Here is a 13,870-nt window from a genome sequence, read left to right on the forward strand (position 1 = left end):
GGCGGGTGACCGACGCACCCCAGCCCGCCCGGCCGCTGTCCGGTGTCCGCATCATCGAGATCTCCAGTTTCGTCGCAGTCCCGCTGGCCGGCATGACGCTGGCCCAGTTGGGGGCCGAGGTGATCCGGGTCGATCCGGTGGGCGGGGCCGCCGACTATCACCGGTGGCCGGTGACCGCGGCCGGCGACAGCATCTACTGGGCCGGCCTGAACAAGGGCAAGCGGTCGGTGGCGGTGGACATGCGCTCCGCGCAAGGGCAGGACCTGGTGTGCCGGCTGATCGCCGATGCGGGCGTGCTGATCACCAACGTCGCTGGGCGGCAATGGCATTCGTATGAGGCCTTGACGGCGCGCCGCCCCGATCTGATCCACGTGGAGATTTCCGGCCGGGCCGACGGCGGGACCAGTGTGGACTACACCGTCAACGCCGGGCTGGGGTTCCCGTTGGTGACCGGGCCGGCCGGTCTCGACGTTCCGGTCAACCACGTGCTGCCCGCCTGGGACGTCGCCTGCGGCCTGTATGCGGCGCTGGCCGTCACCACCGCGCTGCGGCACCGCGACGGGACCGGGCAGGGGCAACGGGTCTCGATTCCGCTGGAGAATGTCGCACTGGCCACCGCCGGAAACCTGAGCTTCCTGACCGAAGTGATGGTCAACGGCGCTGACCGGCCCCGGATCGGCAACGCGATCTACGGCCAGTACGGCCAGCAGTTCGCCAGCGCCGACGGTGCCGCGTTCATGATCGTCGCGCTCACCGGCCGGCATTTCCGGGACTTGACCGACATCACCGGCAACACCAAAGCCGTTGCCGCCCTGGCCGAATCGCTGGGTGCCGATTTCGCCGACGAGGGGCAGCGCTACCGTCACCGGGACGCGCTGACCGGGCTGTTCACCCCGTGGTTCAGCGCGCACACCGCCGAGGAGATCACCGCCACGCTGTCGGACACCTCGATCCTGTGGGAGCGCTACCGCAGTTTTGCCGAGGCCGCCGCCGGCCCGAAGGTGACCGACAACCCGCTGTTCACCACCCTGGACCAACCACGCGTCGGCAGCTACCTGGCCCCCGGGCTGCCGATCGCCGTCGACGGCGTCTACCCGCCCGCGGTGCCGGCACCCGCGCTCGGCGACCACACCGCGCAGGTGCTCGCCGACGCACTGGGGCTCGGCGCCGACGAGATCGCCGACCTCACCGCGGCTGGGACGGTCGCATGAGCGATCTCGCCGCGCTGTTCGAGCTGACCGAGGCCGGCCACGATGCGTGGACGGGGCCGGCCGCTGGCCCGGACGGCAAACGCGCCTACGGCGGGTTGATCGCCGCGCAGAGCCTGGCCGCGGCGTGTCACACCCTCGATGCGCGCTACCAGCCCACCAACATGCATCTGCAGTTCCTGCGCGGCGGGGACGCGGGCGTGGCGCTGGATCTGCGGGTGGACCGGATCTACGACGGGCGCACCGCCGCGGCGCGGCGGGTGGAGAGCCGGCAGGCCGGACGGCTGCTCACCACGGGCACCGTCTCTTTCACGGTGCCGCTGAGCGGCCCCGAACACGGTGTGCGGCAGGCAATGCCGACACATCCGGACCTCCTGCCGCGGACCGGGCCGCCCGGCCCGGCGCCGTCGCTGCCGCTGGCCGAACTCGACATCCGGATCGACGACATCGGATCGGGCGCCGATTTCGTCCGGCGGATGTGGTGGCGGGTGACGGCGCCGCTGCCGGACGACCCGTTGCTGCACACCCTCATCGCCGTCTACATCACCGACCTGTACGGGGTCGACCCGGCCTCACACGTGCACGGGTCGGCGATGCGCGACCGCGTGCACCGCACCGGCACCACCGACTCGTCGATCTGGCTGCATCAGTCGGTACGCGCCGACGAGTGGAACCTGCTGGAGTCGTCCTCGCCCGCGGCGGCGCGGGGCCGCAGCGTCATCACCGCCAGCCTGCTGCGCGCCGACGGCACCATCGCCGCCACGCTGGTCCAGGAAGGGCTGTTCGCCGACCGGGACTGACGAATCCGCCTGCGGATCGCGCCGATCAGCCGGCTCAACGCCACGCCCACCGCGATCGAGGCCAGCACCCCGAGCAGTCGGTGTTCGCCGAACAACGCATACACCTGGAAGTGCGTGAGATAGGTGTACAGCGACGCCTCGGCGATCACGCCCGCGATCACCGCCGGCCGCGCCGGGCAGCGCAGCGCCGGCAGCCAGATCAGCAGCGCCAACCCGGTGAACACCAGCACCTCGCGGCCGGTAGTGCCGAAATACCCGTGCAGGCCGACCGCGAGCGCCGCGGTGACCGCCAGGCGCTGCCACACCGACGTGGCCTTCGCCGCCGCCCAACCCCCCGCGAAGAACCAGAACGCCAGCATAGAGAACCAGGCGTCGCGGCCGGGAAACTCGAAACGCAGCACCAGCCCGAGCGCCAACAACGTTGCGGCGAAGGCAAACGGATGGCGTCGTTCGGCGCGGTCGGCCAGCCAGCACAGCGCGGTCAGCCCCACCAGCACCCACACCAGCACCTCGACGAACCACAGCCGGCCGGCCGTCATGCTGTCGGCGGGACCGAGAAACTTGTTGGCCAGCAACAGGTTCGTGCCGTGATAGTCGTCGGTGATGAGCAGGGCGATGGCCACCCAGGCGATCGCGGGAATCGCGATCGCACCGATGGTCTGGCTCAGGTGGCGGACCCGGTCACTGCGCGACACCGGTGTCAGGCAGAACCGGCCGAAGTTGTACCCGGCCACGCCGAGCAGGATGTGCGCGCCGCCCCACAGGGTGAACAGTTCGGCGTGCGATCCGACGATGAGGATGATGGCCAGCGCCCGCAGCGCGACGCTGGTTTCCAGCACGGTGCGGCGGGTTCCCGGTGGCGGGGTGCGCTCCAGCTCGCACAGCGGGATGCGCTGCCACTGCGGGGGCAGCCGACCGAGAATCTTCTGCAGCCGCACCGACATCGCGACATAGGTCAGGGAGTTGCCGCCGAGATCGACGAAACTGGCGCCGGGGTCGATGCTCTCGGGATCGACATGCAGCACGTCGCCGAACAGCGCGCGCACGGTCTGGGCGGCCGGCGGCGGTGGCGCCAGCGCCGCCACCGCGGGATAGTCCGGCTTACCCGAGGGCAGCACCGGCAGCTCGTCGACCCGCACGGCGCGGACGGCACCGGCCGGCACACCGGTGCCGGCGGCGACGGCGCGGCGCACCCGGTCCGGCTCGGCGAGCGCGGCCACCACGAGCGTGTCGGCGTCGGCGGTGCACAACGCGATGATGCCGCGGTCGCGCAGCGTCCCCTCCAGCCGCTGCAGGTCGATCCGCAGCCCGAACATCTTGACCATCCGGCTGGCCCGGCCGACCACCTCGTACAACCCGTCGCCGAGGTGGCGGGCCAGGTCACCGGTGCGCAGCACCTCGACGGTGCGGCCCAGCGCGAGATCGTCGGCGGCGTGCGCGTAGCCGAGCATCACGTTCGGTCCGCGGTAGGTCAGTTCGCCGACCTCGCCGTCGGGGGCGTCGACCGCCAGCTGCCCGCCCGGGATGGCCCGGCCGATCGCGCCCGGGTGGCGCAACGCGAGATGCGGCGGCAGGTAGGCCATCCGCGCGGTGGCCTCGGTGGCGCCGTACATGACGAACAGCTCCCAGCCCCGGCGCCGGCCCAGCTCCGCGATGTCACGGACCCGGTGCGGCGGCATCCGGCCACCGGCCTGGGTGACGTAGCGCAGATCGGGCAGGTCCATGTCCTCGAAGCCGATGCGCTCCAGCAAGTCGAACGTGTAGGGCACCCCGGCGAACGTGGTGGCGCGGTGCCGGCGCAACAGCACCCAGAACTCGTCGTCGGTCACCGACAGGTCGGTCAACAGCAGCGCGGCCCCGCGCAGCAGGTGACTGTGGATCACCGATAGTCCGTAGCAGTAGGACATGGGCAAGGTGGTTGCCGCACAGTCGGTTTCGCGGATGTTCAGGTATTCGGCGATGGCCGCGGCATTGGCGAGCAGGTTGGCGGTGGACAACCGCACCAGTTTCGGGGACCCGGTGCTGCCCGACGTCGACAACAACAGTGCCAGGTCCGGGTGCAGGCGATGCCCCTGCTGGCCGCGGTGGTGCACGCCGCCGGCGTCGATGACGACATCGGGCCGGTAGCACTCGATGAGGTCGCTGTGGTCACGCCCGGGCGGAACCGGCAACGGAACCTGCCCGGCTGCCAGGGCGCCCAGGTAGTGCACCAGCGTGGCGGTGTCGTTGTGCACCTCGATCAGCACAATGCCGCGGCCGGTGCCGAATTCCGTTGCGGCGCCCGCCACCCGGTCGGCCAGTTCACGGTAGGTCAGCGTCGTGCCCGCGCAGTGCACCGCGGGTCGGTCGCCGAAACTGCTCAGGTGGTCGATCATCGGGCTCACCGGAAAACCAAGCCGCTTCCGACGATGTCGATGCGTACCTTGGCATTGACCGGCGGCGGGTCGACGCTGTGCTGGCGGACGGTGAATGCCGGGGTGTCCCCGCCCGGGTCGATCGTCAACAGCACCTCGTGCCCCAGGAACTCGGTGGCGATGACGGTGCCCAGACCGGCGCCGTGGTCGGTGTCGGCGGCCACGGTGGCGTGCAGTTGTTCGGGCCGCAGCATCAGGGTGCCGGGGCCGTCGTCGGCCGCGGCGGGGACCCGGCCCAGGGCGCTCTCGGCGCAGCCGTCGCGCACCGTGCACGGCAGCAGCACGCAGTCGCCCAGGAACTCGGCAGTGAACCGATCCGCCGGATGACGGTAAACCTGTTGCGGCGTACCGACACCGGTGAACCGGCCGTCGCGCATCACGGCCACCTGATCGGCGATCGACAGTGCCTCGGCCTGGTCATGGGTGACCAGCAGGGTGGTGACACCCGCATCGCGGAGCACCTGCATGACCGCTTTGCGGGTGGCTGCGCGCAGCCCGGTGTCCAGCGCCGAGAACGGCTCGTCGAGCAGCATCAGTACCGGGCGGCGGGCCATCGCACGCGCCAGCGCCACCCGCTGCTGTTGACCGCCGGACAACTGGTGGGGGCGCCGGTCGGCGAACGACGGGTCCAGCGACACCGTGTCCAGCAGCTGCGTGACCCGCTCGCGCACCGCGGCGCTGCCGCGCCGGCCCGGCAGGCCGTAGGCGATGTTCGCGGCCACACTCAGGTGGGGGAACAGGGCGCCGTCCTGGGCGACGTAGCCGACGGCCCGCCGGTGCGCGGCGACGCATCGGCCCGGGCCGGCGACCTGGGTGCCGTCGATGGTGACGGTTCCCGCGTCGGGATTCTCGAACCCGGCCACCAGGCGCAGCAGCGTGGTCTTCCCGCAGCCGGACGCACCGACCACCGCCGTCGTGCTGCCCGCCGCCAGGGTCAGATCCACCGAATCGAGCACCTGCGCCGTCCCGAAGGACTTCGACAGTGTGCTGATCTCAAGGGTGTTCACAGGGCTGCCGCCTTGGTGGACTGTTTGAACAGCAGCACGGTCACCGGGATCGAGAGCAGCACCAGCATCATGGCGTAGGGCGCCGCGGCGGCGTAATCCAACTCGCTGGACAACGACCAGAACCGCATGGCCAGGGTGCGGGTGCCGGTCGGGGCGAGCAGCAGGGTGGCGGTCAGTTCGGTGGCGACGGCCACGAACACCAGGCAGGCGCCGGCGGCCGCGGCGGGGGCGGTCAATCGCAACGTCACGTGCACGAAGGTATGTGCCGGGGTCCGGCCCAGGGACAGCGAGGCCTCCTCGAGCGTGGGCGGCACCTGGGCCAGCCCGGAGCGCAGGCTGACCAGCGCGCGGGGCAGAAACATCAACACGTATGCGGCCAGCACCAGGGCGGTGGTCTGATACAGCGGCGGAGCGAACCGGATGGCCACCGTCACCAGGGCCAGCGCGGTGACGATGCCCGGCATGGCGCTGGTGATGAAGTTGGCGCCCTCCACGGCCCGGGCCAACGGGCCGCTGAAACGCACGGCCAGCCAGGCGAACGGGAACGCCAGCACCGTGGTCAGTGCCGCCGCCACCGCGGCCAGGCCCGCCGTCTGCAGCAGCGCGGTGCCGAGGTCGGCGACCGACCAGACCTGCGCGCCGCCGATCCACAACCAGCGCAGCAGCGTCCACACCGGCACGCCGAGGGCCAGCGCGGTCAGCGCCGTGAGCGCCACCAGTGCCGGTAAACCCATGGTGTGCAACGGGGTCGGGGTGATCGCGCGGGGTGCGCCGGACCCGATCCTGGCGAATCGGGCGGTGCCGCGCAGGGCCGCCTCGGTCAGCAGCAGCGCCAGGCACAGCGTCACCAGGATGCCGGCCAGGGTGGCTCCGGCCGCACCGTCGAAGGTCGCCTGGAACTGCTCGAAGATCGCCGTGGTGAAGGTGGCGAAGCGCAGCATGGCGAACGCGCCGTACTCGGCGAGCAGATGCACCCCGATCAGCAACCCGCCGCCCAGCACCGCCAACCGCAGTTGCGGAAGCACCACCCGGAAGAACACGCCGACCGGACTGGAGCCCAGCGCGCGGGCGGATTCCTCGATGGCCGGATCCAGCCGGCGCAGCGTGGCCGCGGCGGGCAGATAGACGAACGGGAAATACGACAGCGCCGAGACCAGCACCCCGGCGCCGAAGCCGTGCAGGGCCGGCCAGACGCTCACCCAGGCGTAGCTGTTGATGAACGCCGGCACGGCCAGCGGAGCCACCAGCAACGGGCGCCAGATCGTGCGGCCGGGCACGTCGGTGCGTTCCACCAGCCAGGCCGCACCGACGCCGACGAACAGGCAGATCGGCACCGTCACCACCACCAGTCCGACGGTGTTGACCAGCAATTCCCCGACGCGGGGACGGACCACCAACTGGTACACCTGGGCCGGCCCGGTGCTGGCGATCGCCCATCCCACGTAGCCGAGCGGAATGAACGTCAGTGCGACCAGCACCGCCACGGTGGCACTCAGCAGCGGCCCCGTCCTGGTCCGGGTGCTGCGTGGCGGCGCCTGGGTGGTGACCACCTACAGCAGTCCCGCGGCGGTCATCAGGTCGGTCACCTTGGCGGCGTTCAGATCCGACGGGTTCACCCGGGGCGCCTGCAGAGTGTCCAGCGCGGGCAGCGCCGGGTTGGCCGCGACGTCGCTGCCGACCGGGTATTCGAACGAGGTGCCCTTCTGCAGCACCTCCTGGCCGGCCTTACCGGTGATGAACCGCAGGAACTGCTGGGCCTGGTCCTTCTTCTTGCTCGAATTGAGGACACCGCCACCGGAGATGCTGACGAACGCGCCCGGGTCCTGGTTGCGGAAGTAGTGCAGGGCGGTGTTGGCGCTGATGTCCTTGGTCTTGGCCTGGTCGCGGAACCAGTAGTAGTGGTAGATGATGCCGCCGTCGACCTGACCGTCGTTCACCGCGCGCAGGGTGGCGATGTTGTCCTGGAAGACGGTCGCGTTGGTCTTCATCCCGGCCAGCCAGGCGGCGGTGGCCGGTTCACCGGTGAGGGCCAGCATGGCCGCCACGATCGCCTGGAAATCGGCCTTGGCCGGCGGGGCGCCCCAGCGTCCCTTCCACGGTGCCGACTGCAGGTCCATGATCGACTTGGGCAGCTGGTTCTCCTGCAGCCGTGTCTTGTTGTAGACGAACACGGTGGTGCGCGCGGCGACGCCGGTCCACTTGTTCGACGCCGGCCGGTACTGCGCGGGCACCTGCTGCTGGACCGTCGGGTCGACGTCGGCGAACAGTCCGGCCTTCTCGACCGCAGCCATCGCCGGGGAGTTCTCGGTGAGGAAGACGTCGGCCGGCGACGCCGCTCCCTCGGCGATGATCTGGTTGCCCAGTTCGGTGTCACCGCCCTGCCGGTAGGTGACCTTGATGCCGGTCTCCTTGGTGAACGCGTCGATCCATTCCTTGGTCAGCGACTCGTGCTGAGCGTTGTAGATCAGCAATTCGTCGCTGGGTTTGCCGGATGAGCAGGCCGTGGCGGCGATCGCCAGGGCCAGGACCGACAACAAGGCGGTGAATCGACACCATCGGGCGCGCATCAAGGGGTCCTCTCGTAGTTGAGGCTGCCCTTAGCAACATACCGGTGTCGGTGCGGCTATCTTCGCGGTTCGAGGGGCACCGGCGGTTCGGGGCTGTGCGCGCCCGAACCGGGCAGGGGTGGTTCGGTGTTGCGGGGTAAGCAGATACGCGGGTCCAGCCACTCCACGGTGCCGCCGCGGTGCACGAAAAAGTCGGATGCCCCGTATCCCGGGGCGCGGTCGCGTGCCAACCGCGGGGGCAGCGGCAATCGATACAACCCCGGACCGACCCCATCGATGTCGACCGCCTGCGCGCCAGAACCGATGAGTTGCTCGAAAGTGAGGTAGCGCAACGCAATCGAACGCTGGTCGGCGTTGCGCAACCCGGCAACCTGCTCGATGGACATCTGTCGGGCGACGATCCGGTGATAGACCGCCTCGTCGAACTCGGTGCCGTGCAGATAGAAGATGCCCGAGCCGTCCGACCATTCGATGGCCGGGCGGCCGGTGTCGTCGTGCAGGACGGTGCCGGCGCCCGTGGAATCGGGGGCGGCGTAGCGCACCGTCGGCATGGGCACCAGCAGTACCTCGCGGTGGATCGGCACGATCCAGCCCAGACCGAGATCGCGTGCGGTGCGCATCGACTGGGAGAACCGCGCCCACCGGCTGACGGAGACCACGCTGATCGGCGGCAGCCACCGGGCGTCGGGCAGGGCGGCGACGAAGCGGCTGTAGAGGATGTCCCGCAGGTCGTTGCGGATGACGCCGGGCACGTCGCCCGCGTCGTCGTTGCCCGACCACCGGGCGATACGGGTCCAGCGCTTGTCCGGCCCGATCAGGGCGGCGATCTGCAGCGCCCGGTCGAGCTGCGGGATGACCGAGTACTTGGTGCCCAGATGCACGTCGCGGGAGATACAGAACTCGATGACGCGATCCATGGCCGCATCGGCGTCGAAGGAACCGAAGGCCGGGGAACGCCGGGCCGGCAGGTCGAGGTCGACGTAGGACTCCATGTCGAAAGTCATGGCGCGAAGGTAGCGCTGCGGTCCGACAAGTCCGCCACGCGCGCGGGCCACTGTGCGCAAAGGATGCGGATTCTCGCAGCGAATCCATAGGATCGAGCGATGAAGCCGATTGCCATCCTCCTGTTCAGCGCGTCCGCCGTCTTCGCGACCGTCTCCGCCCCGACCGCTGCCGCCGCTGACCCGTGCTCGGCGAGCGGCCTTGCCACCACCGCCAGTGGCGTGCTGAGCCAGGCCGGGGCCTACCTGGACGCTCACCCCGGCGCCAACGATGTGCTGACCGCGGCCGGCAATCAGTCGACCCCCGACGCCACCGCCGCGATCAGGGGTTACTTCGTCGGGCACCCGGGTGAGTTCCTGGATCTGCAGAACATCGCCCGCCCGTTGACGTCGCTGCGCGGGCAGTGCGGTGTCGCGGTGTCGCCGAGCCAGTTGGCGGCGCTGTTCGACGCGCTGGCCTGACGGCCAGACGGAAGTTCGACGCGCTGGCCTGAGAGCAAGTACTCGCCTACTCAGTTCGAGCAGGCTCGGTCGCCCTACGGTTGGTCGCCATGACGACGTGGGCACTCTCGATCGAAGCCGCGGCCGCTGACGCACTCGCTGAGCAGCACGATGCGCTGCTCGCCGTGGTGCGACCGTTCCTGCAGTCGCTGCCCCGCCGGCGGGCCGGACGCGTGGGCAACGTGTTGTCCTGCGAGCTGCTCAGTGCCAGGGGCATCCGGGAAACGAACAGATACCTGGTGCTGATCGACGTCGACCTGCCGTCACCCCGGGCTTTGCGCCGGCTGGCGGGGGAACTGACCGAGGTGCTCCCGGTCGGGTCGACCGTGTCGGTTCTGGGTGAGTTCGAGTCCGCGGCGCGCTCCCCGGAGTCGCAGGTGATGGCCTGGTAGTAAAGGGCTTTCGAGATCTGCGCCGCCGGCGGCTGTGGATGGATCCGCGATTGTGGATAACTACCCCTCGCGAGGGCTGACCCGATCGGTTCTGTCGGGGGTGCTGGCGACTCTTTGATTCATGGAGACATGGAGTCGCGCCGAGATCGGGGCGTTGGGGGAGCGGTTGGCGGTTGAGCATCTGCAGTCGTTGGGTTTGCGGGTGTTGCAGCGTAATTGGCGGTGCCGGTACGGCGAGTTGGATGTGATTGCTGTCGAGGGTGCCACGGTGGTGTTCGTGGAGGTCAAGACCCGGACCAGTGATGCGTTCGGTGGGGTGGCTCAGGCGGTGTCACCGGTGAAGGTGCGCCGGTTGCGGCGGTTGGCGGGGTTGTGGCTGGCCCAGCAGGACCGCAGCTGGGCGGGTGTGCGTATCGATGTGATCGGGGTGCGCATCGGGCGGACCCGGGTGCCGGAGTTGGCGCATGTGCGGGGGGTCGGCTGATGGCGTTGGGGCGGGCGTTTTCGGTGGCCATCCGCGGGGTGGAGGGTGTCATCGTGGAGATCGAGGCCGATATCGCCTCGGGTCTGCCGGGGGTGCATCTGGTGGGTTTGGGGGATGCGGCGTTGCAGGAGTCGCGGGATCGGGTGCGGGCGGCGATCACCAATTGCGGTAACGAGTGGCCGATGTCGCGGTTGACGTTGGCGTTGTCGCCGGCGACGTTGCCCAAGAACGGTTCGGCCTATGACCTGGCGTTGGCGGCCGCGGTGCTCTCGGCGCACGGCAAGAAGGAGTGGCCGCGGCTGGAAAAGACGTTGCTGCTGGGCGAATTGGCCCTCGATGGTCGGGTGCGGCCGGTGACCGGGATTCTGCCGGCGGTGCGCGCGGGCAAACAGGAGGGCTGGCCGGTGGCGGTGGTGCCCGAGGAGAACTTGGCCGAGGCGAGTCTGGTCGAGGGCATCGAGGTGTGGGGTGTGCGCACTCTGCGGCAGTTGCAGGCGTGGTTGGCGGGCAAGGGTGGGTTGGCGGGCCGGGTGGATGCGGTGGCGCCGGCGCCGCGGCCGACGGTGGATCTGGCCGATGTGGTGGGGCAGACCCAGGCGCGTTATGCGGTGGAGGTGGCTGCGGCCGGTGCGCATCATTTGTTTTTGAGTGGTCCGCCGGGGATCGGGAAAACGATGTTGGCGCAGCGGCTTCCGGGTTTGTTGCCGCCGTTGTCGGAGGACGAGGCGTTGGAGGTCACCGCGATTCATTCGGTGGCGGGGTTGTTGACCGGGGCGACGCCGTTGATCACCGAGCCGCCGTTCATCGCCCCGCATCACACGTCCAGCGTGGCGGCGATGGTGGGTGGCGGGTCGGGCATGGCCCGCCCGGGCGCGGTCAGCCGGGCGCATCGCGGCGTACTGTTCCTCGACGAATGCGCGGAGATCGGCACCAGCGTGCTGGAAGCCATGCGGACACCGTTGGAGGACGGCGAGATCCGGCTGGCGCGCCGGGACGGTGTCGCGCGCTACCCGGCACGATTCCAGCTCATCCTGGCGGCCAACGAATGCCCATGTGCACCGGCCAACCCACGCGACTGTGTGTGTCCGGCCGCGGTGAAACGCCGCTACCTGGGCAAGCTGTCCGGTCCGTTGATGGACCGGGTCGACCTGCGGGTGCAGATGCACCAGGTGCGTGCCGGAGCCTTCGCCGACCAGGCCCCCGAACCGACGGCCGCGGTGCGCGAACGCGTCGCCGACGCCCGGGCGGCTGCCGCACACCGCTGGCAACCCGTTGGGGTGCGTACCAATGCCGAGGTGCCCGGGCCGGTGCTGCGGCGGGCGTTCCGGCTCAGCCGGACGGCGATGGAGCCGCTGCGCACCGCCCTGGATCGGGGCACCCTCAGCATCCGTGGCGTGGACCGCACCCTGCGGGTGGCGTGGTCCATCGCCGACCTCGCCGGAAAGCAGTCCCCGACGGTGGAGGACGTCTGGACGGCGTTGAGCTTCCGCGACGTGGTGGTGCACGATGGCCGATGACCGCACGCGCCAGGCCTGGGCCTATCTGTCCCGGGTGGCCGAACCGCCCTGCCCCGCCCTAACCGAATATGTCGGCCGGCACGGCGCCCTCGAGGCGGCCGCGAGAATTCGGTCCGGCACCGAACCTGAACCGCTGACCGAGGTGGTCGCGGCGCGCCGCGAACTGGATTGCGTGGCAGACGATCTGGAGCTGATCGACCGCCGGGGCGGCCGGCTGATCACCCCGGAGGACGACGAATGGCCGCATCTGGCCTTCGCCGCGTTCGGCAATGAAAACGTCCGCAAGAAGCAGGACGGGTACGTCCCGATGGTGCTGTGGGCCGTCGGGCCCGCACGCATGGACGACATCGCCGACCGCGCCGCGGCCATCGTGGGAACCCGGGCCGCCACCGCGTACGGCGAGCATGTCGCGGCCAGTCTGGCCGAAGGCTTGGCCCAACAGGATGTGGCGGTGGTCTCCGGCGGCGCCTACGGGATCGACGGTGCCGCGCACCGCGCGACGCTGGCCGCCGACGGCTGCACGGTGGCGGTGCTGGCCGGCGGTATCGACGTGCCCTATCCCAGCGGGCATTCGGCCCTGCTGCACCGTATCTCGCAAAGCGGATTGGTGATCACCGAGTATCCGCCCGGGGTGCGTCCGGCCCGCTTCCGCTTCCTGGCCCGTAACCGTCTGGTGGCGGCACTGGGTCGCGCCACCGTCGTGGTGGAGGCCGGATTGCGCAGCGGGGCCGCCAACACCGCCGGCTGGGCCGATGCCATGGGCCGGGTGGTGTGTGCGGTGCCCGGGCCGGTGACGTCGTCGGCGTCGGCGGGCTGCCACGTGCTGCTGCGGGGTGGGGCGACGTTGGTCGACCGGGCCGCCGAGTTGATCGAAATAGTAGGAAAGGCAGGAGAATTCGCGGACATTCCGGCGCATCCCGTGGCCAAGCTCGACGCACTGTCGAGGTCCGAACAGGTGGTGTACGAGGCGCTGCCGGCCCGCGGCTACCGCAGTGTCGAGCAGATCGCCGTCGACGCGGCACTGGCGCCCGAGTCGGTACTCGGGCCACTGGCGCTGCTGGAGGCCTCCGGTCTGGTCGAGCGGCGGGACGGGAGGTGGCGTATCGCGGCGACGTGAAGCGGGCTCAGTCGGCCATCACCTGGGTGCCCAGCACGATCGCCAGGGCGAGGCGGTCGGCGTCCTCGGTGTCGGGTTCGGCGGTGTACATGGTGATGCGCAGATCCTCGGCGGTGACGATGAGGGTGTCGCATTCCAGGGTGATGCGGCCGACCCCGGGGTGATCGATCACCTTGTGCTTGCCGAAATCCGAAGGGACAGGGGGAGCGCCTGATTCCCACAATTCGACGAATCGGGGGCTCTGCGTTGTGAGCTCGCGGATCAGCCTCTTGAGACGTGGGTCGGCGGGGTAGCGGGCAGCGGTCATCCGCAGATCGGCGACCAGGTGGGCGTGGAACTCCGCTTTCTGGTCCGCGGTCTGCACCGCACGCGAACCGGGGCCGAGCAGGTGGCGCCAGACGGCGTTGCGTTCGATGCCGCGCCATTGCGTGGTGGCGCCCATCAGCGCGTCGTAGGGGGCGTTGGCCGTCACCAGCGTCCACGTCGCATCGTGCACGGCGACGGGCGTGTGGGCCAGGCGGTCCAGCAGACGCTGCACGCTGGGTGTGATGCGCTGGGGCACCAGGTCCAGGCCGGGCGGTTCGTGCCCGGCCAACCGGAACAACAGGGCACGGTCGGCGTCGGTGACCCGAAGCGAGCGGGCCAGTGCCTCGACGACCTGGGCCGAGGGTGACGTGGCACGGCCCTGCTCCAAACGTGTCAGGTAGTCGACCGAGATACCGGCCAGCCCGGCCAGCTCTTCGCGGCGCAATCCTGTCGCGCGGCGCCGGCCGCCAAGCGCAATGCCGACGGTGGTGGGCATCACGCGACCGCGCCACTGCCGCACGACGCGGCCGAACTCGGGTGAGGCCATCACTCCAGT

12 protein-coding genes and 1 pseudogene are annotated in these 13,870 nt (G+C 70.2%); 7 read left to right on the top strand and 6 right to left on the bottom strand.

Going from position 1 to position 13,870, the window contains the following annotated elements:
- Positions 1-5 precede the first annotated feature (5 nt).
- Both AWB94_RS17405 and AWB94_RS17410 read left to right on the top strand, forming a co-directional pair.
- Entirely contained in the window at positions 6-1,211 is a 1,206-nt protein-coding gene (locus AWB94_RS17405) for a CoA transferase (RefSeq protein ID WP_062656389.1), read from the top strand.
- Positions 1,208-2,008: an acyl-CoA thioesterase gene (locus AWB94_RS17410; protein WP_062656390.1), complete on the top strand. Its 801-nt coding sequence runs from the start codon at positions 1,208-1,210 to the stop codon at positions 2,006-2,008. The genes AWB94_RS17405 and AWB94_RS17410 overlap by 4 nt, the downstream gene beginning before the upstream one ends.
- On the opposite strand, the pseudogene AWB94_RS17415 reads toward AWB94_RS17410, so the two are convergent.
- The 5 genes and pseudogenes from AWB94_RS17415 to AWB94_RS17430 all read right to left on the bottom strand — a co-directional run.
- Positions 1,945-4,392, bottom strand: a pseudogene (locus AWB94_RS17415) (AMP-binding protein); the annotation flags it as partial. The gene AWB94_RS17410 and the pseudogene AWB94_RS17415 sit on opposite strands and share 64 nt — an antisense overlap.
- Entirely contained in the window at positions 4,389-5,429 is a 1,041-nt protein-coding gene (locus AWB94_RS35845) for an ABC transporter ATP-binding protein (protein ID WP_062656391.1), read from the bottom strand. The gene AWB94_RS35845 and the pseudogene AWB94_RS17415, both read right to left, overlap by 4 nt.
- Positions 5,426-6,979, bottom strand: a complete 1,554-nt coding sequence (locus tag AWB94_RS35850; RefSeq protein ID WP_062656392.1) for an ABC transporter permease — start codon at positions 6,977-6,979, stop codon at positions 5,426-5,428. Before AWB94_RS35850 ends, AWB94_RS35845 begins: the two co-directional genes overlap by 4 nt.
- Positions 6,980-7,996 carry an iron ABC transporter substrate-binding protein gene (locus AWB94_RS17425; protein ID WP_062656393.1) on the bottom strand — a complete coding sequence of 339 codons (1,017 nt, stop codon included), beginning with the start codon at positions 7,994-7,996 and terminating at the stop codon, positions 6,980-6,982.
- 56 nt (positions 7,997-8,052) lie between these two features.
- Positions 8,053-9,000, bottom strand: coding sequence for a hypothetical protein (locus AWB94_RS17430; protein ID WP_085122465.1), 948 nt, complete (start codon positions 8,998-9,000; stop codon positions 8,053-8,055).
- Between the two features lie 99 nt (positions 9,001-9,099).
- On the opposite strand from AWB94_RS17430, the gene AWB94_RS17435 reads away from it, so the two are divergent.
- The 5 genes from AWB94_RS17435 (at position 9,100) to dprA (ending at position 13,008) form a co-directional block, all read left to right on the top strand.
- On the top strand, positions 9,100-9,459 hold the full coding sequence (locus AWB94_RS17435; protein WP_062656395.1) for a heme-binding protein: 360 nt from the start codon (positions 9,100-9,102) through the stop codon (positions 9,457-9,459).
- A gap of 89 nt (positions 9,460-9,548) precedes the next feature.
- Positions 9,549-9,890 (top strand): hypothetical protein, encoded by a 342-nt coding sequence (locus tag AWB94_RS17440; protein WP_062656396.1) that lies wholly within the window; start codon positions 9,549-9,551, stop codon positions 9,888-9,890.
- 121 nt (positions 9,891-10,011) lie between these two features.
- Positions 10,012-10,374, top strand: coding sequence for a YraN family protein (locus tag AWB94_RS17445; RefSeq protein WP_062656397.1), 363 nt, complete (start codon positions 10,012-10,014; stop codon positions 10,372-10,374).
- Positions 10,374-11,891 carry a YifB family Mg chelatase-like AAA ATPase gene (locus AWB94_RS17450; protein WP_062656398.1) on the top strand — a complete coding sequence of 506 codons (1,518 nt, stop codon included), beginning with the start codon at positions 10,374-10,376 and terminating at the stop codon, positions 11,889-11,891. Before AWB94_RS17445 ends, AWB94_RS17450 begins: the two co-directional genes overlap by 1 nt.
- A complete protein-coding gene (dprA, locus tag AWB94_RS17455; protein WP_062656399.1) occupies positions 11,881-13,008 on the top strand; it encodes a DNA-processing protein DprA in 1,128 nt (375 codons plus the stop codon). The genes AWB94_RS17450 and dprA overlap by 11 nt, the downstream gene beginning before the upstream one ends.
- A 7-nt stretch (positions 13,009-13,015) precedes the next feature.
- Here the strand turns inward: dprA and AWB94_RS17460 are convergent, their stop codons facing one another.
- Positions 13,016-13,861 carry a helix-turn-helix transcriptional regulator gene (locus AWB94_RS17460; protein WP_062656400.1) on the bottom strand — a complete coding sequence of 282 codons (846 nt, stop codon included), beginning with the start codon at positions 13,859-13,861 and terminating at the stop codon, positions 13,016-13,018.
- Positions 13,862-13,870: the final 9 nt, after the last annotated feature.

It is taken from the genome of Mycolicibacterium canariasense, from assembly GCF_002101555.1.
In the GTDB taxonomy this organism is placed as follows: Bacteria; Actinomycetota; Actinomycetes; order Mycobacteriales; family Mycobacteriaceae; genus Mycobacterium; species Mycobacterium canariasense.